The organism is Mesorhizobium huakuii (assembly GCF_014189455.1).
Classification (GTDB): domain Bacteria; phylum Pseudomonadota; class Alphaproteobacteria; order Rhizobiales; family Rhizobiaceae; genus Mesorhizobium; species Mesorhizobium huakuii_A.
The window spans coordinates 373,601-400,006 of the sequence record NZ_CP050299.1; the positions used below are offsets into that span (position 1 = coordinate 373,601).

Annotated in this window: 21 protein-coding genes and 4 pseudogenes; 6 read left to right on the forward strand and 19 right to left on the reverse strand. The window is 59.8% G+C overall.

What is annotated here, in order from left to right; genetic code table 11:
* Nucleotides 1-2: 2 nt before the first annotated feature.
* The 8 genes from sctR to HB778_RS39505 are packed head-to-tail and all read right to left on the reverse strand — an operon-like array spanning nucleotide 3 to nucleotide 6,145.
* Nucleotides 3-668, reverse strand: a complete 666-nt coding sequence (gene sctR, locus HB778_RS39470) for a type III secretion system export apparatus subunit SctR (RefSeq protein WP_183465590.1) — start codon at nucleotides 666-668, stop codon at nucleotides 3-5.
* A complete protein-coding gene (gene sctQ, locus HB778_RS39475) occupies nucleotides 661-1,737 on the reverse strand; it encodes a type III secretion system cytoplasmic ring protein SctQ (RefSeq protein WP_183465894.1) in 1,077 nt (358 codons plus the stop codon). The genes sctR and sctQ overlap by 8 nt, the downstream gene beginning before the upstream one ends.
* A 26-nt stretch (nucleotides 1,738-1,763) precedes the next feature.
* A complete protein-coding gene (locus HB778_RS39480; RefSeq protein ID WP_183465591.1) occupies nucleotides 1,764-2,300 on the reverse strand; it encodes a hypothetical protein in 537 nt (178 codons plus the stop codon).
* Complete coding sequence (sctN, locus tag HB778_RS39485) at nucleotides 2,276-3,634, reverse strand: type III secretion system ATPase SctN (protein WP_280515985.1); 1,359 nt, start codon at nucleotides 3,632-3,634, stop codon at nucleotides 2,276-2,278. Before sctN ends, HB778_RS39480 begins: the two co-directional genes overlap by 25 nt.
* A complete protein-coding gene (sctL, locus tag HB778_RS39490; RefSeq protein ID WP_183455251.1) occupies nucleotides 3,631-4,254 on the reverse strand; it encodes a type III secretion system stator protein SctL in 624 nt (207 codons plus the stop codon). The genes sctN and sctL overlap by 4 nt, the downstream gene beginning before the upstream one ends.
* On the reverse strand, nucleotides 4,251-4,883 hold the full coding sequence (locus HB778_RS39495) for a nodulation protein NolU (RefSeq protein ID WP_280515986.1): 633 nt from the start codon (nucleotides 4,881-4,883) through the stop codon (nucleotides 4,251-4,253). Before HB778_RS39495 ends, sctL begins: the two co-directional genes overlap by 4 nt.
* 12 nt (nucleotides 4,884-4,895) lie before the next feature.
* Nucleotides 4,896-5,762 carry a type III secretion system inner membrane ring lipoprotein SctJ gene (gene sctJ, locus HB778_RS39500; protein ID WP_183465593.1) on the reverse strand — a complete coding sequence of 289 codons (867 nt, stop codon included), beginning with the start codon at nucleotides 5,760-5,762 and terminating at the stop codon, nucleotides 4,896-4,898.
* Complete coding sequence (locus HB778_RS39505; protein WP_280515987.1) at nucleotides 5,759-6,145, reverse strand: nodulation protein NolB; 387 nt, start codon at nucleotides 6,143-6,145, stop codon at nucleotides 5,759-5,761. The genes sctJ and HB778_RS39505 overlap by 4 nt, the downstream gene beginning before the upstream one ends.
* Nucleotides 6,146-6,450: 305 nt before the next feature.
* Between HB778_RS39505 and HB778_RS39510 the strand changes: the two genes are divergently transcribed.
* Nucleotides 6,451-7,155, forward strand: a complete 705-nt coding sequence (locus HB778_RS39510; protein ID WP_183465594.1) for a secretin N-terminal domain-containing protein — start codon at nucleotides 6,451-6,453, stop codon at nucleotides 7,153-7,155.
* A gap of 287 nt (nucleotides 7,156-7,442) precedes the next feature.
* Nucleotides 7,443-9,281, forward strand: a complete 1,839-nt coding sequence (locus tag HB778_RS39515; protein WP_183465595.1) for an HrpF/NolX family T3SS translocon protein — start codon at nucleotides 7,443-7,445, stop codon at nucleotides 9,279-9,281.
* Nucleotides 9,282-10,128: 847 nt separating this feature from the next.
* Here the strand turns inward: HB778_RS39515 and HB778_RS39520 are convergent.
* Genes HB778_RS39520 through HB778_RS39530 form a run of 3 tightly spaced genes read right to left on the reverse strand, consistent with a single transcriptional unit; the run spans nucleotide 10,129 to nucleotide 12,883 of the window.
* Nucleotides 10,129-10,692, reverse strand: coding sequence for a CpaD family pilus assembly lipoprotein (locus HB778_RS39520; RefSeq protein WP_183465596.1), 564 nt, complete (start codon nucleotides 10,690-10,692; stop codon nucleotides 10,129-10,131).
* Between the two features lie 10 nt (nucleotides 10,693-10,702).
* Nucleotides 10,703-12,166, reverse strand: coding sequence for a type II and III secretion system protein family protein (locus HB778_RS39525; RefSeq protein WP_183465898.1), 1,464 nt, complete (start codon nucleotides 12,164-12,166; stop codon nucleotides 10,703-10,705).
* A 27-nt stretch (nucleotides 12,167-12,193) separates the two neighbouring features.
* On the reverse strand, nucleotides 12,194-12,883 hold the full coding sequence (locus HB778_RS39530; protein ID WP_183465597.1) for a response regulator: 690 nt from the start codon (nucleotides 12,881-12,883) through the stop codon (nucleotides 12,194-12,196).
* 633 nt (nucleotides 12,884-13,516) lie between these two features.
* Between HB778_RS39530 and HB778_RS39535 the strand changes: the two are divergent.
* Nucleotides 13,517-13,843 (forward strand): annotated as a pseudogene (locus HB778_RS39535) (coproporphyrinogen III oxidase); the annotation flags it as partial.
* Nucleotides 13,844-14,279: 436 nt separating this feature from the next.
* On the opposite strand, the pseudogene HB778_RS39540 reads toward HB778_RS39535, so the two are convergent.
* Nucleotides 14,280-15,466, reverse strand: a pseudogene (locus HB778_RS39540) (porin).
* A 1,222-nt stretch (nucleotides 15,467-16,688) separates the two neighbouring features.
* On the opposite strand from HB778_RS39540, the gene HB778_RS39545 reads away from it, so the two are divergent.
* A protein-coding gene (locus tag HB778_RS39545) for an IS630 family transposase (RefSeq protein WP_183465598.1) occupies nucleotides 16,689-17,634 on the forward strand; the annotation gives its coding sequence in 2 pieces (ribosomal slippage) (nucleotides 16,689-17,029 and nucleotides 17,028-17,634; 948 coding nt in all).
* A 183-nt stretch (nucleotides 17,635-17,817) separates the two neighbouring features.
* Nucleotides 17,818-19,146 carry an oxygen-independent coproporphyrinogen III oxidase gene (gene hemN, locus HB778_RS39550; protein WP_183465599.1) on the forward strand — a complete coding sequence of 443 codons (1,329 nt, stop codon included), beginning with the start codon at nucleotides 17,818-17,820 and terminating at the stop codon, nucleotides 19,144-19,146.
* A gap of 573 nt (nucleotides 19,147-19,719) precedes the next feature.
* Here hemN and HB778_RS39555 read toward each other — a convergent pair.
* A pseudogene (locus HB778_RS39555) lies at nucleotides 19,720-20,011 on the reverse strand (MFS transporter); the annotation flags it as partial.
* Here HB778_RS39555 and HB778_RS42505 point away from each other — a divergent pair.
* Nucleotides 19,899-20,186: pseudogene (locus tag HB778_RS42505) on the forward strand (hypothetical protein); the annotation flags it as partial. The pseudogenes HB778_RS39555 and HB778_RS42505 sit on opposite strands and share 113 nt — an antisense overlap.
* A 109-nt stretch (nucleotides 20,187-20,295) precedes the next feature.
* Here HB778_RS42505 and HB778_RS39560 read toward each other — a convergent pair.
* From HB778_RS39560 to nadC, 6 genes are all read right to left on the reverse strand, one after another.
* On the reverse strand, nucleotides 20,296-21,279 hold the full coding sequence (locus tag HB778_RS39560; protein ID WP_183465600.1) for a beta-ketoacyl-ACP synthase III: 984 nt from the start codon (nucleotides 21,277-21,279) through the stop codon (nucleotides 20,296-20,298).
* Entirely contained in the window at nucleotides 21,276-22,541 is a 1,266-nt protein-coding gene (locus HB778_RS39565) for an adenosylmethionine--8-amino-7-oxononanoate transaminase (RefSeq protein ID WP_183465601.1), read from the reverse strand. Before HB778_RS39565 ends, HB778_RS39560 begins: the two co-directional genes overlap by 4 nt.
* The gene (gene bioD, locus HB778_RS39570) at nucleotides 22,541-23,176 is read right to left on the reverse strand and encodes a dethiobiotin synthase (RefSeq protein WP_183465602.1); all 636 of its coding nucleotides are present in this window, start codon (nucleotides 23,174-23,176) and stop codon (nucleotides 22,541-22,543) included. The genes HB778_RS39565 and bioD overlap by 1 nt, the downstream gene beginning before the upstream one ends.
* Before the next feature lie 11 nt (nucleotides 23,177-23,187).
* Complete coding sequence (locus HB778_RS39575; protein WP_183465603.1) at nucleotides 23,188-24,327, reverse strand: 8-amino-7-oxononanoate synthase; 1,140 nt, start codon at nucleotides 24,325-24,327, stop codon at nucleotides 23,188-23,190.
* Complete coding sequence (gene bioB, locus HB778_RS39580) at nucleotides 24,324-25,334, reverse strand: biotin synthase BioB (RefSeq protein ID WP_432421295.1); 1,011 nt, start codon at nucleotides 25,332-25,334, stop codon at nucleotides 24,324-24,326. The genes HB778_RS39575 and bioB overlap by 4 nt, the downstream gene beginning before the upstream one ends.
* 190 nt (nucleotides 25,335-25,524) lie before the next feature.
* Nucleotides 25,525-26,406 (reverse strand): carboxylating nicotinate-nucleotide diphosphorylase, encoded by an 882-nt coding sequence (gene nadC / locus HB778_RS39585; RefSeq protein ID WP_183465605.1) that lies wholly within the window; start codon nucleotides 26,404-26,406, stop codon nucleotides 25,525-25,527.

A 26,406-nucleotide genomic window follows, 5' to 3' on the forward strand; every position in this document is an offset into this window, starting at 1 on the left:
AGTTAACCTCCCGGTATCGTGTAACTCAACACAAGTCCGTGCATCAATCTCGACCAACCATCAATAGCGACGAACAAAAATAGTTTGAAAGGTACAGATATAACCGTCGGGGATACCATTGACATGCCCATCGCCATCAAGATTGTCGTTACGATAAGATCGATGACGATAAAGGGCAGATAAAGGAGAAAGCCGATTTCGAATGCACGCTTGAGTTCTGAAATTAGAAAAGATGGTACGAGAATGGCAAAATCATCAGGTGTGGCTTTGGCGCGCATTTCCTCTGGCCAGACTTTTTCAGTCGAGGAAAGGAAAAATCGCCGCTGCTCTTCGTTCGTGAACTTCTTGAGATGATCGCGCAAGGGTTCACTTCCTTCGTGGGCGGCGTTTATCCAGTCATCGATCGTCTGATAACGCAGTTTCGGATCCGTGAGGCGATCATAGGTCTGTTCAATAACAGGCGCGCTAACGAACATGGTGAGGATCAATGCCGCGGCGTATAGTACCACGTTCGGTGGTATCGTCTGGGTCCCGAGCGCATTGCGGACGAGGAATAGAACAACCGATACCTTTACGAACGCCGTGGTCGTGGCGACTGCTAAAACCAGCAGCCCGAGTCCGGCGGTAACCGCAAGAAGCGTCAGGACGGCCGGCTGAATCTCAGTCATTGCATGCCAATCTGCCGCAGAGTCTGATGCCCAGCTCATCTCCGATGCGCACAATGTCGCCACGCCCGATACGCCGACCATTAGCAACTATGTCGACTGGACCATCGATCGGCCGACCAAGTTCGAAAACATGCCCTTCGCCGGCACTCCTCAATTCTCCTAGAGGGATAGGCCAGCGGCCGCATTCAAAGACAAGCACGATCTCGATTTCGTCGAGATCGGCTTCCGACGGCCCTAGTTGAGATTCGGGTTGTTTCATATGCGCATTCTCCAACGGGCACGATCGCGGGCGGAAAGGCGCCCGCAGGATTAGGTGGTCGCCCTCATGATCTGCCTCGGTCCATAACTGACCCACTGATAGGGTGATCTGGCCACGGCCGAACGGCGCGATGTCTGGTATCAGAGCATCACCGGCACATGCTCTTCGAAGAAGCGCCGCCGGAACGCGAAGCGTGCCGATCTCTCCTGCAACTATGACCGGAAGCTCTGTGGAAAGCCCGCGCGGCTGTCGTGGCACCTGCCCAATCAGTACGCCCAAAGCGCGGAACGCAGACGGCACCAAGCCATCAAGAGGCGAGAACAGGCACAGACGACCCTTGCCACTGACGGGACCGAAGACGATATCCAGCTCGAGATAAGGTGCCGGTGTCATGGCTTCACGCACGCAAAGGAGGTGCACGCTCCGCTGTGTCCTATGCTCCAGGCGAGCTATCAGCGGCTCGAGTGCAAGTTCGAGAATGAGCGAAGCAGTTGGCTCGGAAGGGAAAGCAAGGCCACTCTGCACTGTCGAGACGAGCGCCTCTACAAGCGGTCGGGACAGCGACAAGACGACCGTTTCACCTCCCACCCGCCAAATGCAGTCAAGCATCGGAATGGCAGTAGGTTCCTGCTGCCACACAACTCCGCCCATCCGCAGCGATAGCGACTTGTCGCCGATCCGGCTCTGAAACGGCGTGCGGGAAGTCGCTATATCATTGAGCCACGAGGCGACCTCGTGGGACAGTGTTAGCGCTGGTTCGAGCATAGCGGGTCTGACCACAGTGGTTACCAAAGCGGCTCTAAACTGCACGAGCGCGTCATTCACAGAACCTGCGGTTATCGGATCTGGCTGCGCGACATCTGGGCGAGAGAAACCCTCCCATACCGAAGCAACATTTCATCGTCGGCCTCTATCTCGCCTGCGGCATCCGACTGAATATCGACGGCGCGCCTGACGTCATCGTCGATTTGTTGCCATTTGTGCGTTGCCGCCGAACATCTGACCCATAGCTCCCTCTTCTCAGATGCCGCTATCTCGGCCTTTTCTTGAGCAAGGCGTGCATCATCAAGCATCTGGCGTTTGAAAGCGATCTCAGCCGCAAGCCGCTCAATACAAAGGTCGTGACGGTCGAGTGCTGCGCTGGACAAGCTGTCGAGCGTCATCAGCTCTTGGTAGAGCGCTGCTTCGGCCGAAGCGCAATGTTGCTGTGCGATTGCAAGCCCCTGCGAGGCATTGTGTACTGCTAAGGTGGCCATATGGCGCTCGGTTTCCTTCCTGGACAGCTCCCTACGGGCACCACGCTCTTGCATTTCCTTCAGGAGCCGTAACCTCGAGGCCTGAACACGATTCACGCGGTCAGACGCGACATCCATGCGACCGTCTCCTCGAAATGCGACGCCTCGCCTTCGGTCTGGCACAAAAATTCCCTCAGCTCGCCAATCGACGCGACAGCCCGGTCAGTTAGGGGGTCGCCGCCTTGCTTGTATTCGCCGACATTGATCAAAAACTCGTTCTCGGCATAGCGCGACAGGAGATCGCGGAAGAAGGATGCTGCCTTGCGATGTGTCCCAGAAACGACCGCATCCATCACGCGGCTGCGACTCTGCAGCACATCGATAGCGGGGAAATGCGATCGCGCCGCGATAGCGCGTGAGAGGACGACATGGCCATCGAGAATGCCGCGCGATTCCTCGGCGATTGGATCACCTGTGCCATCACCTTCGACAAGCACAGTGTAGAAGGCCGTGATCGAGCCGCGCTCACCCATGCCGGCCCGCTCCAGCAGGCCTGGCAGCATGCCAAACACGGAAGGAGGAAAGCCCCGTCGGGTCGGCGGCTCACCAGCAGCGAGGCCTATTTCTCGCATGGCGCGGCAGAAGCGCGTCAGCGAGTCCATCATGAGAGCGACGCGTAGTCCCTGTTCGCGAAAATATTCGGCGAGCGCAGTCGCCATAGGAGCACATTGCGCCCGCTCCACTGCTGAGCGGTCGGACGTTTCAACGACAACGACCGTACGGCGCAGGCCGGCCTCCCCAAGATGCCGCTCGATGAATTCACGAACTTCACGTCCGCGTTCGCCTATGAGGGCGACAATGACAACGTCAGCGGCGGCACCTTTTACGATCTGCGACAATAACGTCGACTTGCCACAACCAGGCTCGCCATAGATCCCGATTCGCTGGCCCTCGCCGCATGTCAGGAGACCATCCAGGGCACGGACTCCGAGCGGGAATGGCCGCTCAACAATGCGCCTTGTCATCGGATTGGGTGCCCTGCCGCGCAGCGGACGAGTTTCGGCCGTTTTAACTTCGCCTTTGCCGTCAAGTGGACGGCAACGGCTGTCAATCACGCGGCCGAGCAAATCGGGGCCGACTGGCACTTCACGCATTCGTCCGGTGGCCACGACTTCTGTTCGGCTGGACAGGCCGACCAAGTCGCCAATCGGCGTAAGCAACACCCCATCATCCAACAGGCCGATCACCTCGGCTTCCAGCGACAGTCCGGTTCGCGGATCCTGTAGGAGACAAAGTTCCCCAATACGAGTGTCCGGCAAGACAGCATGGACCAGTGTACCGATAGCCCGCGTGATCCGTCCGCGCACCACACGCGTGTCGATTTGCTTTGCTGCAGACCTCAAAGACGAGATCGCCGGATCGGGAGCCCGGATGCCAGCGAAATTATTATGCTCTGGTACCGGCGTGGTCACGGTTCGCCTTCCTCAGACAGCAACCCGAAGCCGAGACGCAGCGCGCGCATCTGTGCGTCAAGTCCCAGATCGACATTGCCATACTCGCTCCACAGCACGCACTGTTGAAGCGACAACGTCGGATCCGGATCGATCCGAACCCTCGGCCGACCCTCCCTTCCGTCGCATCCAGCAAACTCGCGCGCGAGCATATCGACTTGCATGGGGCATACATGAAGGCAAACTTCCGCGCCGCTGTACTTGCGCTCAATGGCGTGACGAACAGCCCTCACCAAGAGCTCACCCGGGTCGAAAGCGCCCAGAATATCGCTTAGGACCTCCATCACGAGCTGTGGCAGTTCCTGCTCCAGAACCGCCTTTCGTTGCGCCACTTCGGAGACTGTCCCCGCAATCAGCCGTGCCAATTCCTCCGCGCCTGCATTCAAACCCTCGATTTGGCCGCGCGCCCGCTCACGCTGATAAGCGGCGCGTGCCCAACTGCGAACCCGCTGCTGATGCCGTTCTGCCGCAGCGCGCGCCTCTGCGGCGCACTGCCAGATTTCGAGCTCACTTGCCGGTATCAGTGGCCCAACTGGGCGCATTTGCGGTGCGACGGGCGCCGCGGAAACATCGGCTGTCATAGCGCCGGGATCTCCGTCTCAAAATGGGCTAGCACGAGCGAAAACAACTGGCCTGAGGCATTGCCGTGCTCGGGCGCTGGATTCTCGGCGGCTGTCCCGAGGGGCAACCGTAGAAGCACGCGGTTACGCTCAAGCACTGGACTCTGATCGAGCCAAGCACCAAGGCAGGCATGTCCATCGTGTTCAATTTGGAGCGCGAGTTTTTTCGGATCAGCGATCAAATTGCCTGTGATCGCATACGCCAGATGTCGGATGCCAAAAGCGTGCGCATCAGCGCCGATATGTTCAACTAGCACCGTGAGGTGACGTTGTGAAACAAGCTTCAGCAGCGAACGAGCATGCCAAACACTGCCCGCAAAGAGGGCAGCCCGACGCGGGTCATGCCCCTTCAGAAGATCCGGCCCCCAGCCGCATCCATTCGAATCCGTGTCATTGTCAAGCAGCAATTCTGCCAATTTTGGCTGCAGCCGGGCACAGGTCTGCAGCTGCACCACTGTCGCAGCCGATAACGTCGGATCCAGACAGGCGGCAATACGAGTCGGATGGGCCGAAGCAGCAAGCTTGCTCCAGTACACGGAACGTAATTGCGACGAATGATCGCGATCGCTAGTCTGCATCGAAATGGGCATTGAGAATATCACCTATGCCGCACGGCCAATGATTTTTTTTCGAATGGCCTCGACAGCGGAAACACCCGAGGGGCCCCCGATCTTGGATAATTCGCCCGATGATTGTCTGCGCCGATGCCGAAGAACACTTGCTAAGAGATAGCACGCCACAGCGAATACAGCTGCGGCAACACCCATCACGATCGCCAGAAGTGGCGCGGGAAAGGATTTAGACGCTTGGGCCAACGCAGTCGCCGGTACGGAGGGTTGCTCATGTACGGACCGTTCCACTGGCACCAAAACCACTTCGACCTTTTCGTAGGACAAGCCTTCGATGCTGTCGGCGACGAGCATCTTTATTTTCGGCAGCAGAACGGAAAGATTTGCTTTGGCGTCGTGCCGGATAAAGACCGAGGCCGAGGATGGCGTGCCGCCCGCTCGTAACAGGTCGTTATTCGGCAGAACGACATGAACACGTACTGAGAAGACGCCATCAATATCGCTGATCGTGCGCGACAACTCTTCGCTCAGAGCATAAACGTAACGGGCACGCTCCTCGGTCGGCGAGGCAATCAGTCCTGATCCTTCGAATATCTCGCCGATGTTCTTGAAAGACTGGCGCGGCAGCCCCTTGGCATTCAAGAGGTTGATTGAGAAGGCAATGAGCTTTTCGTCGACCTGGATCGTGCTGGTCCCGTCCTTAGCGGCAACCCGGACCGCGTCAACTCCGTTGTCTATCAGAAGCGCCAGCATCTCATTCGCCTCGCGCTCCTGCAATTGCGTGTAGAGATCGACCTTGCAACCACTCAAGGCGAAGAAAAGTGGCAGCACGACAAAATGAAGCGATCGCCGACCAGACGGGCGACTACGCATGATTTCGCCGTGGGCTAAGCCAATCATTCGCGCCGTTCATCCTTCTTTATTAGTTTGTTCACCGATGAGGTGATGCCGCTGACACCTTTGGAAACAAGGGCAACCTGGGTGACGCCGTTGTAGAGATCCCGCAGACCAGCAACCATCGCTTCGAAGTCACCCCCTGCTCGCGGAACGTCCGACGTCCCCGTTGCCCCACCTTCGACCGGAAGCCTCTCAGCCGCACCCGGTGGAGCGCCCTTCGGAAGGGCTACCTGATGGTCGGGCGCGGCAGAAGTAACTGCATTGTCCCCGTGCATCGAAGAAATCGCCTGCAGCACGCGGTGTCCCAGTGGACTTGTCTGCGCAGTCGCGCGTTGAACATCCAAGGGCGGAGGAACAGGCGCCGCCGCAGCGGTATCGTTTTTCATCGAGGCAGCCGCCTGGGCTAGAGCGTGGTCAAACTGGGCCTGCTCGCCGAATGACGGTGAGCCAACCCTGGAGAGACTGTCAGTAACACTGGAAGGGATCGACGTGACAGGCATCACCATACAAGGACTCGATTGCTTCTCTTTAACGTGTGATGAGTCCAGCCGGTTCATCGCCCGCTGTTGAGTCAATCCCTTAGGGAGGCGAGCTGACGACAAGCTGACGGGAGCGTCGGTTGGTCATTTAAAGTCACTTTGACGACTTTGGTGACTTGTGAAAATTCCATCCTTTGGTTTATCAGGGCGAGATGCCAAGAACGCTCATACGATCCACCATCCTGCACAGCTTGAAAAGACTTCTCTGTGTCGGGTTTTTTCTCTCCGCCAGCATCCAAACAACTGTCGGCGCCCCCCTATCGCTTCCCTCGACACCCTACAGGTATACGGTTCTAGATCAGGATCTCACTGCCGCGTTGCAGGAATTCGGCAACAACCTGAACATCAGGGTCAATATCAGCGCCGAGGTGAAGGGGCGGATTCGCGGGCGTATGCCGGATTTGCCACCGCGCGAGTTCCTGGACCGCTTGACCAACCTGTACCATCTCCAATGGTACTATGATGGGCTTGTGCTCTATGTGTCCGATGCAAAAGAAGCGCAAACTCGGATGCTTGTGCTCACTTCGGTTCGTTTCGATGCCTTCAACGGCGCCCTCGATAGGCTTGGCATCTCCGATGACCGCTATGTAGTGAGACCCACGCCCGGAAATGGCCTCGTCCTGGTTTCCGGTCCACCGCGCTTCATCGCGCTCGTGGAGCAGACGTTCAACGGCCTTGTGGCCGAGGCGCAGGCGCAGCCTCACGTCGCTGAGACGCCACCAAGGGAATCGGTACTGATATTGTTTCGGGGTTCCTCCACCACAGTCGTCCGTAACGGACAACCGGAAGCCTCTTATTCTTCTGACGTGCCGCAACCGGATAGCGTTGCAGGGAAGCCTGAGCTGAGCCAGAAATGACATCTAAGGAGACGCCGCAGCTTCTGGAGAAATCATCACGTCGGCCGCTCCTGATTGTGAATTCTTCTGAAATTCGTCAGTTTCTCGAAAGCTAAGCCGCTCATGATGGGAATGCCCCATGTCGCTGGCTTTTGGCTGGAATTGACCTTGGGGCTAACAACGAGCGGAGCGATTAAAGGCACTGCTAGGGGCCATTTTGGCGACCGGCCAACGCTCGGAACGTTCGTGAAACATTGGCTTACATGAGGCCTTTGTTGGGATTTCAACGTCACGTCTGAGGATGCACAATGTCGGCCAGCAACCTTTCATCATCCATCACCTCGAATCTCCCACAGCCCGTACAGGCATGGTCGGGCCTGAAGCCTTCTGCCGCGGTATTGCAGACTCAGCAAAGCGCATCGTCCTTCGAGGCAATGCTGTCCACCTACTTGGTCGGAGACATGACCAATCCTGGCGCGCTCCGGGGTCCGCTGGCGCCGGATGTCGAATCGACGTTGGAAGATTTGCGGCAGCACCCATTGGACCTGCTGCCGTCGCATATGAAGGCGGCAATCGAATCGATGGATCAGGCCCCGCAGCCTCCTGCGATCGCCTCCGATTTCATATCGCCGGCTCCCGTGCCAAGCTCGAGAATCACGTGGAACGGCGGCTCGCTAACCAAGGCCGAGTTGCAGATCGTGGCAGTGCTGAACCGTCACAAGGACCAATGCCCACTCAGTTGGGAGTCGCTTGGCGATAAAGCCAATGATCCCTCTACGCCGCCGGATCTGAAAGCGGCGATCGAAGGACTGCAGCAGGATCCCGAACTCTTTTACGCGATCGGATCGCAGGGCGATGGTCGCTGTGGAGGCAAGATCACGGCGAAGGATTTGTCTGGATTTTCCCGCCATCACTCACAAGTTGCCGAATTTCAGGACCGGCAGGCGCAAAGCTACCAGCAGAACTACATTCCATCCGACAGCGCCGGAAATGCTCAGCCTTCGGTCATGACCTTGAGCGATGCGTTGCGCGAGCTTTACCGGTACTCCGACGACCTGCCTAAGGATCTAAGCCTGGCTGATTTCAAGCGGATCGTCGACGGCCAAGCGAAAACCGGCAAATGTCCGCCTCAGGTCATTGCGGCTGCTCAACACTTCCTAAATCACCCGGATGCCTGGAAGCAGCTGTGCGGTGGTTCAGATACGGTCCATAAAGACGAGTTCCTCAAAGCCGCTACATCGTCAATGAGCCTCACGCAAACCGAGCTGAACACGCTCAAGATGATTAACAGCAATCAGCGCGCCTTCTTTGGGAGCGGTGACCTGACTCGTGACAAGCTGGCGAGCATGGCAGACGACAAGAGCCTCGATCCGAAGGTACGCCAAACGGCCTCGCAGTTACTCTCCGATCCGCTTTTGTTCGGTTTGCTGAACAATTCAATTACGGGCTATAAGACCCACAATGAGTTCTTCGACTTCGGCGGCGGGCATACGGTCGATTCCGGTAACATCAGCAAAAAAGACTTCGCGCAATTCTACGGCAACATGTCTGTTGCGAACAGCACCGTTCAGAAAACGAAAACCCATGTGCCTGAAGCCGCTGCAGAGCAGGAGGCCGTCGCGGACATGATGATGGGTGCGGCCGACCAGCCCGATATCAAGTCTTCCAAACAGAACGGCGGGGCCTTCATCCACACAGTCGGCGACGTGCTCAAGGTGTACTCGACAGTGGTTGATTGGACTGCGACGGCGGTTGGTCTACTCAGCTTCATTCCGGCCGTGGGCCAAGTGGCCGATCTCGCATCGATGGCGCTTGCGTGCGAGGCGCAAGCGTTAAATGTTGTCCGTACAGCTATTACCGGAGGCAATATGAAGCAGGCGCTGCTAGAAGCTGGCCTCGGTGTCGCAGCGCAGGCGGTCAGTCTTGTCGCCGGCCCCCAGGTCAAACTCGCGATTCGCAACGGGCTCATCAGGAAGGCAATGGAAGAGGCTGCGACGGCCGGCATCAATCTGCCGCTTTCAACGGCGCAAACCTATGCAGAAGAGTATTTGAACAATCTGCAGGCACGCCTGAATGCGGAACCGATCCCCGCCGCAGGTATTCCTAGCCCGATCGGCACGCCGCAATTATCTCAGAACGTGGCCTGATAAACGGATTGCGCTTCCTCGGCGCGATCCCCCATCCTGCCAATCAGCGGCCGCGTAAACTTTGCTGCCGCGGCGCTATCGATCTGACCGGCGCGCCTGGAAGATCGCCATCTATTCCAAAGTGTCTAGAGCAGGTCCGGCTTGATCCGGCTGACCTGCGCCTTTGAAGTGGTGTCACACCGGGCGGGTGAGAAGGAGAGCTCGACAAAAGAACCCGGCAGAGGGGATTGTGCGCGCCAAAGCAGAGCGATCATCAAGGCCCAATGCGACTTGGGTTTGACAACGCGTTCTCGATTGCGGCAGAAAATTAAGCGTGGCGCCGGCCAGCTCGGTCGCGCCGACGCACGGCGCCATCAAGCTGAGGCGCAGCGCCCGCTGAAGAAAGTGGTCCTCCGGCGGCCATGGGGCACCGCCGGCACCGCTCACTCGCCGCCTGGAGCGCGGCGCCGCGCCATCTTGTTCGACACGAACCGGGCAATATTTGGGCGCCTGGCCATTGATCCAAGCGGTGGCACTTCAGGTACGCGAAGCTTAAAACGCCGTCAAAGAGTCCGCTCAGTGCGCATGCCATCGTCTTGCCCTCAAAAGGTGCCTTGGAGCGGATCCTCTCAACTCCGTTCACACCATCAGCGTGACAGTAACGGCTGTCTCACCAAGGAAAGTCGCGAGCCTGCAGCGTCCACTCAAGTGCGCCCTAGTGTGGTGAGGGAGCATCTGCTATCCATCTGGATCGTCGCAGGTCAACGACCTCGATGAGGCGATGATCGTGCTCCAAATCCGATGGGTCCGCGCGTAGGTGCTGGAGCAGCTGCCAGGGTGTACCAGGTAGAGACGAGACGACTTGACATCAGCCGTCTTTGTCCTTCGCGAAGGTCCTGTATCTGGCTACTGGTACAGCCGCACGATCGCCATCGCTTGATTTGACAGCCCTGTTGTCGAGCAAATCGCGCGGATCGCTGACCATTGCCGCCAGGTTATGGCGTATCGAACAGCCAAGCGTCTGGTCGAAGGACTTGTCATTGAGTAAAGGGCCGGAATACGAGGGACAGACAGGAGGGCGGGCACGATAGACAATCGCCTCTAACCGCACTGCGCCGCCGTTGGTTTGGTCGAGCAAATGGATGTTGTAGGCGCCGATGCCCATCTGCCTGGCCTCATGGACGGCCTCTGCGCTGAGCCCGGACGCCCCGCTGATGAGGAGGTGAAGGGCATCGCGCCGGCCGTGACTTGCCGTTTCAAGGAAAACGCGCAAACGCCGCCGTTCGGAAGCGCGAAGGCTGTGTAACGTTAGTACGGTGGTCTCCTGCCCGATAAGGATCGGTGCCAATGGCTCAACAATCGGCGCGGTGCTTGTGCAGCCACTTACGCTTACCGTCAGAGTGACCACCAGACTTATGATCCGCAACGTCATTCGTAGACCGCTATTCAATGATAAAGCCGAGGCCGCCCTTGGCGCCTGACGCACCAGTGCGGGGACTAGGGCGCTGGTCTCCTGGCGGACTTGCCAACGAATTCGTCAGAGTGGCCCCCTGGTCCAAAGGCGACCCCATCCGGTCCGTCGGTGCGCTCATCTGGTTGGGGTTCGATCCTGGCCTTACGATGTAAGGCGTCACCAGAATAACCAGTTCCGTCTCTTGCTTTTGAAATGAGGACGAACGAAACAGGGCGCCAAGGACCGGCAACTCGCCCAGCCAAGGAAAAACACTGATATCAGTGTTGACGCTCCGCCTGATGAGTCCACCAATCGCGAAGCTCTGCCCGCTGGCGAGTTCGACGACCGTGTCGGCACGGCGGGTGGAAATTGCCGGCACGGAGATGCCGTTGATTTGAACAGCACCTTGAGACGATAGTTCGCTGACTTCCGGCTTTACGCGAATATTGATTTGGTCGTTGTTGAGAACGGTTGGCACGAATTCTAGGCTGACGCCGAAGTGACGGAATTCAACCGAGACTTGCCCCTTTTCCTGCAAGACAGGGATGGGAAATTCGCCACCGGCCAGGAAGCTGGCCGTTTCACCTGACATAGCGGTGAGGTTTGGCTCGGCCAACACGGAAGCGATGTGCTCCTCGGCGAGCGCATCGAGAACCGCGCCGACGTTCACAACACCATTGTCGAATCCGATTTCTGCTGTACCGCCCCCATTCGCCGCACCAGCGCCAGCACCTTTGCCGCTTAATAAACCCACTTTGAAATTGCCGACTTGACCGAAGGCGGACAGGTTAATGCCGAGTGCCTTCATCGCGCTACGGGAGACCTCCGCTACGCGGACACTGAGGTTAACCTGCAAGGATCCAGCGACCTTGATGTTATTGACGACCTGCGCACCGTCCCCGAGAAATTGCTCAGTAACTCTTTTCGCCGTGTCGACGGTCTCGGCATCGGGCGCTGTACCGCTTAAGATGGCACCGCGCGGCGTATAGCTGACTCGGATCGGATAGTCGCCAACTTGGTCCCTCAACATGGCGCGCAGTTCCCCGATCGGTTGCGTGACGACGATACGAAACTCAGCGAGAGCCTCGCCGTTTTCGTCCAGGGCGAATAGGCTCGTTTGCCCGGATTTCTTGCCAAATACGAAGATGGTTTTACTTGAGGGTGCCTGATAATCGGCGATCGCCGGGTCGGCAACAAAGATAGTCGCGGCTGCCGCGGGCAAATGAACTGTCTTGCCGAGCGAAGAGGAAAGGTTCAGCGTGGCGTTGATGCTGTTGGAAGCGGCACGCGGTGCCGCTTGAACCTGCTTGTTCTGGGCAGCAGCGGGAAGGGGAGAAAACAAAGTGAGCGCGCAGAGGACATGACTCAAGTAGCGCGAAAAAATAGGTCTCTGGCCGACGATGAGCGGCGGCCGCGGATCAGTGCCCGCATGACCAGTTGGAATGATTTTCAAGGCAGTCTTTTCTTTCAATTCGACCAACTATGCGGATGTCGCGCTAGTCGGACACTCGAGAATGTAACCAATGCCACGCACGGTCTTGATCCGTGGCGTTGCACCTGACCTATTGAGATGTCCGCGTAAGCGATAGATTCCGACTTCAAGCGCGTTGGCAGATACTTCATCGTTGAACGAATAGATGTGATCTTCCAAGTGCGCACGCGGCACGATGCGGCCTGCACGGTTGAGCAGATGCTCTAGAATACATAGTTCACGGCGTGCGGCCATCAGCGGATGACCAGCAACGGAAACCTGACGGCCGATCGGATCGAAGTGGAGATTGCCAAATACGATGATCGGGTCGGTCATCTGTGTCGACCGGCGCAGAACAGCTCGCATTCTGGCGATGAGTTCGTCCGTAAACACCGGCTTGACCAGAAAGTCGTCCGCGCCACCATTGAAAACCGCAATTCGCTGCTCAAGATGGTCGATGTTGCTCATCACGACGGCAGGAACTGAATGTCCGTCACTCCTTAGCTGCCTCAGCCAATCCAGACCATCGCCATCCGGCAGAACCAACTCCAGCAGAAGAATTTCATAGCTCGCGCAACAAAATGCACTCGACGCCTGTTCCAGTGTACCAACGACGTCAACGGCGAAACCGCTATCGCCGAGCGCAACTCGCACGGCGCGCGTAAGATCCGCATGATGGTCAACGAGCAGCGTTCGCATTTCATCTCCTATCAAGGTAGGACAGGTGACCGACCGCTATGGGATGGCGCGACAGCAGAAGTCGCGCAACTCGTCGCAGTATTCGTAACCCTCTCTCCGACGGGTAATCGCAGGAGCGTGCAAGCCGCACTCCTGCAATAGGCGGGGATGGAACATGTGAAGACGAGTTGACGGGCCGAAATGCCGCTTGGTCAACGCAAAATGCCACAACTCCGCCTGCAATTTCTCTGCGCATCGTCCACCTACGTGCGGCCCCTGCATTCGTTAGGCCGAGGTCGCCCCGAGAACCCCATGATCCCGTGGCTACGAAGGGTTAGCTTTCGAGAAGTGACTTGAACAATCGAATGTTCGGATTGTAGGTATACACATAATGGATGCATTCGCATTTCAGCCAGGCGCGGCGAGTCGCACGCTGCCTGCCGGTGGCATGATGTGTTCGCACCGAAGGGCGGGCCCGATCAAGCTCATCTAGGGTGACACGCCGCGGCCAGAGGCTGATGCTCGTGCCGCGGCCGGGAGCTTGCGCTCGGGTCATCAGAGCGTCGAGAGCGGCGATCACTGACCAGGCTGCCGCCCCATCTGAGCGCGGAGAAACCGGCTCTGGTGGTTTCAAGGCGACCTCGGTGACCGTTTCTGACCAAATATCGAGAGGCCCGCCTGCCTTGGTACACCATCTATTCGACTGTGCCGGAGTTCTCCGCGGCGGTCAGTGCCAGGGCTCATGGTCAATGCCAGGGCTCATGGTCAATGGCTGAGGGACCTGCCGGCTCAGTGTCGCTCTATCTCCACATTCCGTTCTGCCGATCGGTGTGCTGGTATTGCGGCTTCCCTACCACCATCACCCGCCAAGATGCGGCGGTGGTGCGTGACGAGATCCGTTTGGTCTCGGAGCAAACACCGCAGCCACTGCCCGTGAGCGACGTCCATTTCGGCGGCGGAACGCCGGCGCCGCCTGGCGCTATGGCTGCCGCGGCGACTAAGATCCGTAGCACTGGCATCGTTCACTGGCACGAACAGGAACTCGGCTGTGTCGTTACCGTCTGATTATGGGCGATGCGCTGGAATGCGCGTAGCGGCTTCTCTGGCCAGCCGATTGTCTCCTACGGCGCGCTGTGCTGCGCGGCGGCCTCCCGAACGGGACGGGCCTCCACGCCGACCGCGTCTTCCGGCAGCAAGGGCAAATTCTGGCCTGAGTATCGCGCGCAGCAGGAACTTCTAAATGAACCAGTACAGCACCGGTCGTCAAGATCGTGCTGCAAAGCAACCAGAGCAACACGGGGTTTTAGAATTCCTGGGACTGAGCTGTCGCACTATCGGCTGAGATGCAGCAATTTCGAGTTCCTCATGACCCTGCTAACACTCGCTTTCGCTCACACAGACGCGGCAATAGGTCCGCTCAATAGGACACCGAGATGCAGCTTTTCAGTCCGTTAGAATGAGTATTGAAACGGACGATGCCGCCGACGCTGTTCTTTTTGTCGGCGTTAGTCCAATTCACGTTGGAAGGGTCGACCATGCCGACGCCGAAATTGCCGTAGTGATAATGGTCGACTTCGACCGTCGCTGTAAAACCTGGCACGACCGTATAGGCGACGTTGGCAGCCAGACCATAGTTCTTGAACTGATCGCCCGATAGTCGAAGGTTCAACGACGTCTTCTCGTTTAGCAAATAGGCGCCGCCGACCCAGAAGGCCCAATTGCCCCCCACTGCTTGTAGAAACCACGACCGTGGGCGTCGATGAGGTTAGTGGAGTCATCGTTGAGCGTGCCGTTAGAACCGTAGCCGACCATTCCGAATAGTGAAAGTTCGCTGGTGACATTCACGTCAAGGCGGACCTTGCTGGCCACCGACCCGTAATTGCTATCATAAGCGACAACGCCAGTGATCGCGCCCCAGCCTTGCGTATACCTCATGCCGCCGACGACGTGCGGAACATAGCTGTCGATAGTACCGACTGCGCTCGAGCCTTCCTCGAGTGAAACTAAAGTCGAAAGGCCATTGCTGGCGTCGAAGTAGTACTGAATTACGTTGGTGTCAGCGTCGCCGTAAGGAGCAAGCTTGCCATTGAGAACGTTGCCGGCGTGGCCAATAAAGGTGTCGAAGGCCGACCAGTCCTTACCAACTCGCAGGCCACCAAGCTGAACCCAGGCGAAAGTCAACATGACCTCACTGTTGAAGGCATAGTTCTGAGGACTATCCGGACCCGGATAAAAGTTGCGGTTGCCGAAGTTGAAATGGGTTTCGGAATAGGTCTTAAAAGTACCGAGTTCGGTCTCCTGGCCCGTCCATGTTTTTAATGCCAAAAGCGCGTTGTTCCGCCATGTTCCCCGATCCTCGCCAGTTCTCACAGCTGAAATTCTTGCGCCGTCATTCGAGCCGAGGTCGCCGGCGCCGATGTCATAACGAACATAGCCGCCAATGCGCAGGCAGGTCTCGGTGCCGGGAATGTAGAAGTAGCCAGCGCCGTAGACGTCGCAGATCTTGACGTGTTCAGCGGGTCCCAGCTCGGCGTCGGCGCCGCGCGCACCGGAAATTGCGGCCAGGGCCGCAGCGGAGCCGACAAGAAGGCTATTGATATTCATTCTTGATCTCCATTCAAAGATTAAAAGGGGGCGGGCGACCAAGAATGAGCCCTTCACCAGTCCCTTGTTCGAAGGAGAATGGCATAGCGCTGCTTCTCCGCCATTATCCGTCACACTGATCTGGGTCGGCGCCCTGCGCTCGACGCTACTCGTCAGCCTAAATCGTCAGTTGGCCCGTGGAATCGCATTTCTGAGCCATGGCCATAGGCATCTCCGCTATTGTCGGCAGACCGTCACAACCGCTTTCGGAGTCGATTGTGCAAGTCACGTGCCACGCTGAAGACGTGAGTTGCGGGCTGACCCTCAAATTGGCCAGTCTCATTCGCGTCGCGTTTCTTGTTTTTGGGCGTCAGGCTGAGCACGAAGGGCAAATGTTTGGAATCTGGTTTGTTTGTTCGATATGCGACAGTTTCGTTCAATGGTGACAGCATTTGTTCGGCTTGGAACCTCGGGAGACATCATTGCGCGGAACCGCTCGATGATCAGACGAGACCCCAACTGACCCTGACACAATCCACGAGCAAGGTCGGGCACGCGATTGTCGAAGGACGGCCGGGCCGGTTGGGGCGGAGGGCCGCGCCTAGTCGGTATGAAGCCGGCCATGATCGCGTGGAAACCAGTCCGGACAAGGTGATTTCGCAGATCTGGGAAGACCGACGCGAACCGTTGTAAACCGCCTCTGAATCGCTGGCCGGGATGGCCCGTTCGGTTTTTGCAGCAGCATGCGAATTCTCGGTGCGATTGTTCAGACCGTGTGAGAACGATGTTCGACTTGCCGCACCACCTGGCGCTTTGCCGTTGCATCGATCATCGTGCGCCTTGGGCGCGGTCCTGCTATCGGCATCAGGTAAGCAGGTGCGTGGCAGTTTCGGCATTGCGGCGGCCTCGATAATCCCGTCGCATTCCCGTCCTGATCAACGCGTGACCACGAGCTCATCGAAATGTCAGATGGTCTTTATAAGCCTCAACCAGCAGCCGGCGAGCAAAGTCTCGTACTTCGTCAGGATTCGGCAATGCCGCGCTCCACCAACGTTTCATCTAGGCGCCCGGCTGAAAATGAGTGCGGAAGTAGAGCCGAACGGTGTGGGCGATGGTCTCGGGGGAAGCGATAGCGCCGTAGCTAACCCGCTAGAGCATTTTCCGTGAACGCCGAGTCACATTTGGGATTCACGCGGTGGCGGAAGTCTGTTTCATTTTCCCTGTGATTTGCAGGGAGATGACGATGACACGCAGCTTGAGTGCGGACCTTCGCGGTCGGGTGATTTTGGCTATATCGGAGGGTGTTTCGACGCGGGAGGCAGCACGCCGGTTCCGGATCGGGATTGCTACGGCGGGGAACTGGTATCGCCGCTATCGCGAGACGGGTGAGATGGCGGCACGCAAGCAGGGCCAACCGTCGCGCTCGAAGCTTGATCCTCACGAAGCCTTCATCCTCGGCCTGATCGAGGAGACGCCCGACATCACTCTGGCGGAGATTGCCGAGAGGCTGGCGGCCGGGCATGGCGTGCGCGTGGTTCCTTCGACGATCTGGATGTTTCTCGACAGGCGCTGCGTCACGTTTAAAAAAGACGGCGCATGCCAGCGAACAACAGCGCCCCGACGTCAAGGCGCGCCGTTGCGCCTGGTTCGACGGCCAGCTCGATCTCGACCCCGAGAAGCTGATCTTCATTGATGAGACTGCGGCCTCCACCAAGATGGCGCGGCTGCGCGGGCGGGCCAAATGTGGCGAACGCTGCCGTGCGCCGGTTCCTCATGGTCATTGGAAGACCACGACCTTCACCGCTGGACTGCGGCTGAACGGCCTGACCGCACCGATGCTGCTCGACGGGCCGATGAACGGCGCCGCCTTCCTGGCCTATGCCGAACAGGTGCTCGCGCCTGAACTTTCTCCCGGCGACATCGTCGTCATGGACAACCTGCCGGCTCACAAGATCACCGGCGTTCGCGAGGCCATCCAAAGGACCGGCGCACGGCTTCTGTTGCTGCCGCCATATTCGCCCGACTTCAATCCCATCGAGATGGCGTTCTCGAAGCTCAAAGCCCTACTCAGAAAAGCAGCCGCCCGCTCCATCGATCAACTCTGGTCCGTCATCGCCGACTGCCTCGACGCCTTCAAACCGGCCGAATGCCGAAACTACTTCGAGGCAGCCGGGTATGACCCGGAGTAAGTCGAATCTGCTCTAGGTGTTCATACCATCCCAACGGAGACTCATCGGCGGTGGCATCGCCCCGTGAGCATTAACACTGGCAAAAGGCAAATTGCAGCGAAAAGCGGAACGGACTGACATAGCGCAAAGACACAGGAGAGCGCAGCGGTAAGGATGACCGTTATCAGCATGGGACGGTAACTGTTGCAGACTTCGTTTCTGGCCAAATATCGCGAGGCCCGCCTGCCCTGGTACACCATCTATCCGACTGTGCCGGAGTTCTCCGCGGCGGTCGGTGCAGAGGCTTATGCGGAATGGCTCAGGGACCTACCGGCTGACGATTCGGTGTCACTCTATCTCCACGTTCCATTCTGCCGATCGACGTGCTGGTATTGCGGCTTCCCTACCACCATCACCCGCCAAGATGCTCCGATTCTCAAGTATCTGGCGGTGGTGCGTGACGAGATCCGTTTGGTCTCGGAGCAACCGCCGCAGCCGCTGCCCGTGAGCGACGTCCATTTCGGCGGCGGAACGCCAACCCTCATCGGGCCAGCGGAGTTCTTGGCCATCATGGAGTGCCTACGGCGCCGCTTCGCGTTCAGGAAGACGACCGCCGTTGCAGTCGAGATCGATCCGCGCACGTTCACGGCCGAGATGGCCGAAGCCTTAGCAGCAGCCGGCGTGAACCGCGCCAGCCTCGGCGTGCAGAGCTTCGATCCCATTGTTCAAAAAGCGATCAACCGGGTCCAGAGTGAGGCGCAGACGGCGGCTGCCGTCGAAATGCTGCGCCGGCATGGAGTAAGCCGCATCAACTTCGACCTGATCTTCGGTCTCCCGCATCAGACGGTGCGGTCCTGCGTCGAGACCGCGACGGCGGCGGTCGCCATACGCCCCAACCGGCTTGCGGTGTTCGGCTACGCGCACATTCCATCCGCTATAAAGAATCAGCGCCTGATCGAGGAGACAGCGCTGCCGGACAGCGCTGCCCGTGCCGAACAGGCTGCAGCCGTGGCCGAGACGCTGGTTGCCGCCGGCTACCGAGAGATCGGGCTCGACCATTTCGCCTTGCCCGACGACGAACTCGCGCTGGCGCAGGAAACCGGGCGCCTGCGGCGCAACTCACTGGGCTACTCGGCTGACACCTGCAAAACGCTGATCGGTTTCGGCGCGTCCGCTATCGGGCGGGTTGGCGAGGGTTACGTCCAGAACGAGGTCACACGGGATTGCTACAGCCGTCATATCGCAGCTGGCCGTCTGGCGACGTCACAGGGCTATCGTCTCACCGACGAAGACCGCGTGCGAGCCGCAATCATCGAGCGGCTGATGTGCGATTTGGAGGCCGATGTGCCGGCAATCTGTGCCGCCCACGAATTTGATCCGATCCGTTTTCCCGATTCCGCCGAACGCTTGGCGATGCTGGTCAAGGACGGGATCGTCGACATCGAAGATGGTATCATCCGCGTGCGGCAGGAACATCGCTTTGTGATTCGCGCTGTTGCTGCCGCCTTCGATGCCTTTCTCGCAAATCGCTGAGCGAAGGCCAAGCGGGAGGCCGAGCGGGGAAAAGGCCCGCAGGTTCGCACTCCAGAGGCAATTGGTCTTCAGCGACACGCACCGGGTGCGGCTGACAAACCGTCGAGCTCACCCGCATCTCGGCGCGGCCACGACACAGCCTTGGCGCCCATCTCGGCCACAGAAGGAGGGCGTCTCTAAGCGCAATATGGTGGGTGTCTGTGGATTGACATTCCACACTGCATCTACGGGACTTTTGGCCATAGGTCAGTCTCAGCAAAGCTGAGAGGGCCATGATAACCCTCACCTGGCCAATCGACATTCTCGATTCAAATCTGCGTTGAGATTCGATCTGGAGCGAGGGATGGCCCGGCGATATGAACTGAGCAGCGAGCAATGCCAGCGCCTCGAAAGCCTGCACACTTCAGGCGCGGTAAGGCCGGTATGGGAACGGATATTCGCTGACCTGATCGGGATCCTCAGAATTACCAAGTGATGCTCGACAGCACATTGGTTCGTGCCAACCAGCAGGCAGCGACCGGGAAGAAGGGCCATAACCAGCCTTCGATTACCAAGATCCGAATGTCGGTCGACGGCCAGGGGCGCCAGATCACTCACCGCAGCCAAAGCGAAAGCGGCCAGCGGTCCAAAGAATGCCAGGATTACGCCGCCAAAAGCCGTACCAACGCTGCGCACAATATTGTATCGGACAGACATAAGCGGTGATGGCAACCATTTCAGCGTCCGATTTGATGGTTGCGCTCGTGCAGGCCGCATCCACATTGCCAGTATTCTTCCTCTCAACCCTTGCCCAACTGATGGCAACCGTTTGCACGAGCCACCCGAGGCTGGATATTTGTGTGGCCGTCCAGATCGGGCGAAACACCTGGTTTCGAAATGGAGCGAGCGTCGTTGAAAACGGGCATATGGGGGGTTTTTTCGCACTGCATGACGTTGCCGGGTTCGGTCACCTCCACGCCGGCAGCCATCGCCAGGCAGTCCTCGCCCAGTCAGGTAGCCTTGCCGCTCGTCGTGCTCGAAAAAGGTGGTCGGCACGGTGATTGGCTCTCGCGTCAGGGAACCAGAGCCATGGAGCCTGCAGGCGACTATTTTCGCATTGGGCCATCCTAGCTTCATTCATGACAGTCCTGTGCGTGGCCGAGCGTTCCGCTAAGTTCCAACAATGAGGGCCCCGCCGCTGAGACCCGCACCCGCTGCCGCCAGAAGGATCTTCTCGCCCTGCCGGAACGGCTCCGCTTGGTTGGCCAGCGACAGCGACAGTGGGATCGTCGCGGCGGAAGAGTTGCCGTAGTCGACGATCGTCTTGATGATCGCATGATCTGCTATGCCGAGGTTTCTCCCAACGGCATCGAAAATGCGCGCGTTGGCCTGGTGCGGCACGAACCGGTCGATGTCCTGCGGCCGCATTCGGGCAGCAGTGAGCGCGTCCTGCGAGCAGGCAGTCATCATCTCGACCGCCTTGGCGAACACTTCACGGCCGTCGGTGATCGTCATTCGAGTCTGCTCGAGGTCGAGGTCGCCGTGGAACGGCTTGTTGCTTCCTCCGGCAGGAATCTGGATCAGCCCGTAGCGCGAGCCATCGGAATCCACCGAGGCACCGAGAATGCCGTGATCGGGGTCCTCGCAGGGGCCAATCACCAGGGCGCCGGCGGCATCGGCAAACAGCACGGCGCTGGCACGCTCAGCGGGATTGATGCGACGGCTGAGGATGTTGGCGGCGATGACAAGGGCCGATTTGCCATGCAGGCGTGTGAACCCGTCCGCGAACATCAGCGCATAGATGAAGCCGGCGCAAGCACCAGCGAGGTCGACCGCGCCTGCACGGCCGAGCCCCAGCCCGTGTGCGACCAGCGGCGCGCTGGGCGGCAGGAGGTGATCGGGTGTCGAGGTGGCAAGCAACAGCAGCCCGATGTCGCTGCGCTTGATGCCGGCATTCGCCAGCGCCATGTCGCCGGCATACGCGGCAAGGCCAGACAGCGTGTCTTCGTCCGTTGCCCAGAAGCGTGACCGTATCCCGGTCCGCCGCTCGATCCACCCGGGTTCGAGGCCGAGACTGTTCTCGATTTCCGGGTTCTCGACCCTGCGCGCCGGCGCATGATGGCCAAACCCAAGAATGCGCGACGATCTGCTCATGGCCTCGAGCCGAAGCGTTCGCCCGCCTCCTCAATGGCGTCATAGAGTCGCTCGAGCTCGTCGCCGGTGATGCAATACGGCGGCAGAAGGTAGAGGACATTGCCGAGCGGACGCACGAGCAGCCCCTTGTCGAGGAAGAACGCGCGCAGTTTCGGGCCGATCTCGGCCAGATAGCCGGCGGAGCCGGTGCGCAGATCGAGTGCCGCGATCGTGCCGGTCGCCCGGCAGTCGGTGAAGAAAGGGTTGTCGCGAAAGCGTCGAAGCCCGGCGGTCTGCATCGCGCTCAAGGCCGCAATGCGCTCGGCCACCGGCTCGTCCCGCCAGATCTCGATATTGGCAAGTGCCGCCGCGCAGGCAATCGGATTGGCGGTGTAGGAACTCGAATGGAAAAACGTCTTCTTCCGGTCCGTCGAATAGTGGGCGCGGAAGATCGCATCGGTGGCGAGCGTGGCGGCCAGTGGGATCACGCCGCCGGTCAGGCCTTTCGAGGTGCACAGGATATCTGGAGAAATCGATGCCTGCTCGCAGGCGAACATGGTTCCAGTGCGCCCCCAACCGGTCATCACCTCGTCGGCGATCAACAGCGTGCCGGAGGCCTCTGCGATCTTCTTCAATTCGGTCAGAACCGAGGCCGGATACATCAGCATGCCGCCGGCGCCAAGCACCAGCGGCTCGACGATCAGCGCGGCGGCGCGCAGGTCGCGGCAGACAGCCTCGAACCGATCCAGTGTCTCCTGCTCGCGCCCGGCGGCCAGGAAGGGGATGGTGTCGACTTCGAACAGCAAGGGCTCGTAGGCGGCGTTGAACACGCCGCGGGCACCGACGCTCATCGTGCCGATCGTGTCGCCATGATAACTGTGCGCCATGACGACGATGCGCGAGCGCGGTGCGCCGATGTTGCGGAAATAGCCGAGCGCCATCTTCAGCGCGACTTCGACGGAGGTCGAGCCGCTGTCGGAATAGAACACCCAGTCGAGACCGGCGGGCGCGAGACCGACAAGCGCCTTGGCCAGACGTTCGGCTGGCTCGTGCGTGAAGCCCGCAAAGATGATCTGGTCGAGAGCCGACGCGGTCGTCTCGATGGCCTTCATGATGCGGGGATGGCGGTGGCCATGGGTGACCACCCACCAGGAGGAGATGGCGTCCAGGATGCGCGTGCCGTCGGCCTTGTGGAGATAGGCGCCTTCGGTCATGACGATTTCAGGAATCGCCGGCTCGAGCGCATGCTGGGTGAAGGGGTGCCAGACATGGGACTGCGACATCAGTCACCTCCCGCAATCGAGGCGAAGGCGAAGCCGGCAATCATTGCGTCTCGCAGCGTTTTGTCCGTCAGCGGATCGAGATAGGGCAGCCTGCCGAGCTGCGGCACCCCGCCCATTTCCACGATTGTCCGTTGTGTATCGGCCATCTCATCGCCGATGAAAGCGATGCCGGCCAGCGGGATGGAGCGGGCGCGCAGGGCCTCGATCGACAGCAGCGTGTGGTTGATGGTGCCGAGCGTGGTGCGGGCACACAAAATAACTGGCAGCCGCCACTCAGCGAAGATGTCGATGAACCTTGTGCGCCGGTTGAGCGGCACCATCAGCCCGCCCGCGCCCTCGATGACGAGCGGCGTCGGCAGGACGGGAAAAGTAAGATCGGCAGCCTTGATCGCGACGCCGTCGATCTCGGCCGAACGATGCGGCGACAGCGGGCTCTTCAAGCGGTAGGCTTCCGGCAGCACGCGCTCCGAGGGCAAGCCGGCAAGCCGCGCAACCACCTCGCTGTCGGTCTCGCCGTCGAGGCCCGATTGCACCGGCTTCCAGTAGAAACCGTCGAGCAAACCGGCGAGCCCAGCCGCAAACACGGTCTTGCCAATTCCGGTGTCGGTTCCGGTGATGACGATGCGTTGGGTCATGCCGCCTCCGGTCATGTTTGGGCCAACACCTCAACGAGCGCCTCGACCATCGCGGAAATCTCGGCTTCGTCGACGTTGAGCGTCAGCGAAATGCGTAGGCGCGACGTGCCCTCGGGCACCGTCGGCGGGCGGATGCCGCGGATGTCGAAGCCGCGGGCCTGCAGTTCCGCCGCCACCACCATGGTGCGCCCGACATCGCCGATGGCAAAGGGCTGGATCTGCGAGCCGCTCGGCTTCACGCCGCAGCGCTCGGCCAATTGACGGCCGGCGAAGGCAACGCGATCCTGCAGCTGAACGCGGCGCATGGGCTCGTCGGACAGCATGGCGAGCGCTTCGCGCACTGCCACCGCCATCAGCGGCGATGGCGCGGTGGCGTAGATGAATGGCCGGCACCGATTGATGAGATAGTCGCACAGCGTTCGCGGTCCGGTGACCAGTGCGCCCGACGCGCCGAGCGCCTTGCCGCAAGTATGGAGCGCGACGATGTTGTCGCGGCCCTTCAATGCGGCGGCCAGCCCCCGGCCATCCGGTCCCCAGACACCGGTGGCATGCGCTTCGTCGACGACAAGGAATGCCTCGTGCCTATCGGCAAGCGCGACAAGACTTTTTAGCGGCGCGCGGTCACCATCCATGCTGTAGAGGCTTTCGATCGCGATCCAGACGCGTCCCATGCCGCCTTCGGCGCGCCAGCGCGTGATCGCGTCCTCGGCAGCATCGACGTCGTTGTGCGCAACCAGCTTCAACAGGGCGCGTCCTGCCCGCGCCCCCTCATGCATGCTGGCATGGGCGAGTTCGTCGAGGACCAGCAGGTCGCCCTTCTGTGGCAGCGCGGTCAGAAGGGCGAAGTTGGCGATGTAGCCGCTGCCAAAGAACAGCGCGCGTTCGGTGCCGAAGAACGCCGCCGCGTCTGCCTCCAGTTGCTCATGCTCCGGCGCGTTGCCGCGCAACAGCCGCGACCCGGTTGCGCCAACCGGCGTACCCTGCGCAATGGCAGCCGCAACCGCCTCGCCAAGTCTCCTGGAGGCGGCCAGCCCGAGATAGTCGTTCGACGAGAAGTCGAGCCCGGCGCGTGGCAACAGCGTCCGCAGCCGGTCCTTGCGCGCCAGCCCCTGCAAGGTCGCGTCATAGCGGGCGAGAGGTGCCCCGTTCATTGCGCCTCGAGTGCCATCGGCTCGATGCCGAGACGCCGGAACAGCAGAGTGTCCTTGTCCTCGCCGGGATTTTCTGCCGTCAGCAGCGTGTCCCCAACGAATATGGAATTGGCGCCGGCGAAAAAGCACAGTGCCTGCATTTCGTCGCTCATCGCCGTCCTGCCGGCGGACAGCCTTATAAAGGACTTGGGCATCATGACGCGAGCGAGCGCAATTGTACGCACGAAGGCGAGCGGGTCGAGGGGGCCGGCCTCGGCAAGCGGCGTGCCCTTGATGGGGATCAGAAGGTTGATCGGCACGCTTTCGGGCGGCTCAGGCAAGTTGGCCAGCGTGACCAGCATGTCGATGCGGTCGGCCTTTTCCTCGCCCATCCCGAAAATGCCACCGCAGCAGACCTTTATGCCAGCCTCGCGCACGTGGCCAAGCGTTTGCAGCCGGTCGGCAAAGGTGTGGGTCGAGACAACCTCTGGGTAGTAGCGCTCGGAGGTGTCGATGTTGTGGTTATAGTAGTCGAGGCCGGCCGCCTTCAAGCGTTGCGCCTGGCCAAGTTCGAGCATGCCGAGCGTCATGCAGGTCTCCATGCCGAGTGCCTTTATGCCCTCGACCATGGCGATCAGGGCGTTCATGTCACGCTCCTTCGGGTGGCGCCAGGCCGCGCCCATGCAATAGCGGGTGGCGCCGGCGTCACGCGCCTTGGTCGCCTCAGTGATGACCCGTTCGACCTCCATCAGCTTCGTGGCCATCAAGCCGGTCTCGTGATGTGCCGACTGGCTGCAATAACCGCAATCCTCCGGGCATCCGCCGGTCTTGATACTGAGCAGCCGCGACAGCTGCACCCGGTTGCGATCGAAGTTCTGGCGGTGAACCGTCTGAGCCAGGAAGAGCAGGTCATTGAACGGCATGGCGTGGATCGCCTCCGCCTCCTTGCTGCTCCATCGGGGTAGCGCTACGTCGATGGTGTCCACAACCTGGTTCACATCGGTTTCCGCGTTCATTTCAATCGTCATCTTCAAAAGGCCTTTGTTGCTGGTTGGCGAGCGCGTGCAGGGGTCAATCGACCGGCGGGGCTCGCAGCGCTATGACCGTCGTCAGCGCAATGCGCCTCGAATCTCACGTCGTTGAACGGTAACAGGCTCGCTTCGAGCACCTTTTCGCTGCGTGCAGGTCCGAGGGGTACTGCTCTTCATTTCGTCTCCATCAGTTCAAGCGGGTGCCGATGTTTCCCAGGGCTGGCATGTCCAGGCCGATATCGAGGATCGGCGCGCTGTGGGTCAGCCAGCCCATGGAAATGAGATCGACACCGGTGGCTGCGATTGCGGGAGCCGTTTTCGGTGTCACCCGACCTGAGGCCTCGGTGATTGTGCGGCCGCCGACCGTTGCCACGGCGCGGGCAAGGTCCTCGACTGACATATTGTCCAGCAGCACCGCGTCGACTCCAACTGTAAGCGCGATATCCAGCTGTTCCAGCGTGTCGACCTCAACCTCGATCTTCACCATGTGGCCTGCGGCGGCGCGCGCCCGCTCTATAGCTGTGCGGATGTCACCGGCGATCGCTATGTGGTTGTCCTTGATAAGCACGCCGTCGTCGAGCCCGAAGCGGTGATTGGCGCCGCCGCCGACGCGCACGGCGTATTTCTCCAACGCGCGCAAGCCGGGAGTCGTCTTTCGAGTGCATACGATCCTCGCCTTGTGGCCACGCACGGACTCCACCATCGCCGCTGTGGCAGTGGCAATGCCGCTCAGGCGACACAGGAAATTGAGCGCTGTGCGCTCGGCTGCGAGCAGGCCGCGCGCCGGTCCGCACAGCTTCGCGATGGTTTCGCCCGCCCCGACATCACTGCCGTCAGGACGCCAAATGTGCATGTCGATCGCGGGCTCCACGAGCAGGAAGGCGTACGCGACCAGATCGAGCCCGGCAACGATGCCCGCCTGTCGCGATTTGAGCACCAAGGTGGCAATGCAATCGTGGGGGATCACTGCATCGCTGGTCAGGTCGCCGCATCTGCCAAGGTCTTCGAGAAGGGCACCGCGCACGATCGGTTCGATCAGCGTCGAGGGGAGGGGTGAGAATGAAACCAT

Coding starts and splice junctions, on each gene's coding strand:
- HB778_RS39495 (WP_280515986.1), bottom strand. CDS start 4,883: ATGCCCATTTCGATGCAGACTAGCGATCGCGATCATTCGTCGCAATTA.
- HB778_RS39530 (WP_183465597.1), bottom strand. CDS start 12,883: ATGCGAACGCTGCTCGTTGACCATCATGCGGATCTTACGCGCGCCGTG.
- HB778_RS39515 (WP_183465595.1), top strand. CDS start 7,443: ATGTCGGCCAGCAACCTTTCATCATCCATCACCTCGAATCTCCCACAG.
- HB778_RS39565 (WP_183465601.1), bottom strand. CDS start 22,541: ATGTCGCAGTCCCATGTCTGGCACCCCTTCACCCAGCATGCGCTCGAG.
- nadC (WP_183465605.1), bottom strand. CDS start 26,406: ATGGTTTCATTCTCACCCCTCCCCTCGACGCTGATCGAACCGATCGTG.
- HB778_RS39575 (WP_183465603.1), bottom strand. CDS start 24,327: ATGAACGGGGCACCTCTCGCCCGCTATGACGCGACCTTGCAGGGGCTG.
- sctL (WP_183455251.1), bottom strand. CDS start 4,254: ATGACAGCCGATGTTTCCGCGGCGCCCGTCGCACCGCAAATGCGCCCA.
- HB778_RS39520 (WP_183465596.1), bottom strand. CDS start 10,692: ATGACGTTGCGGATCATAAGTCTGGTGGTCACTCTGACGGTAAGCGTA.
- sctJ (WP_183465593.1), bottom strand. CDS start 5,762: ATGATTGGCTTAGCCCACGGCGAAATCATGCGTAGTCGCCCGTCTGGT.
- HB778_RS39505 (WP_280515987.1), bottom strand. CDS start 6,145: ATGAAAAACGATACCGCTGCGGCGGCGCCTGTTCCTCCGCCCTTGGAT.
- HB778_RS39510 (WP_183465594.1), top strand. CDS start 6,451: ATGCCAAGAACGCTCATACGATCCACCATCCTGCACAGCTTGAAAAGA.
- sctR (WP_183465590.1), bottom strand. CDS start 668: ATGACTGAGATTCAGCCGGCCGTCCTGACGCTTCTTGCGGTTACCGCC.
- HB778_RS39560 (WP_183465600.1), bottom strand. CDS start 21,279: ATGAGCAGATCGTCGCGCATTCTTGGGTTTGGCCATCATGCGCCGGCG.
- bioB (WP_432421295.1), bottom strand. CDS start 25,334: ATGACGATTGAAATGAACGCGGAAACCGATGTGAACCAGGTTGTGGAC.
- bioD (WP_183465602.1), bottom strand. CDS start 23,176: ATGACCCAACGCATCGTCATCACCGGAACCGACACCGGAATTGGCAAG.
- HB778_RS39480 (WP_183465591.1), bottom strand. CDS start 2,300: ATGGATGTCGCGTCTGACCGCGTGAATCGTGTTCAGGCCTCGAGGTTA.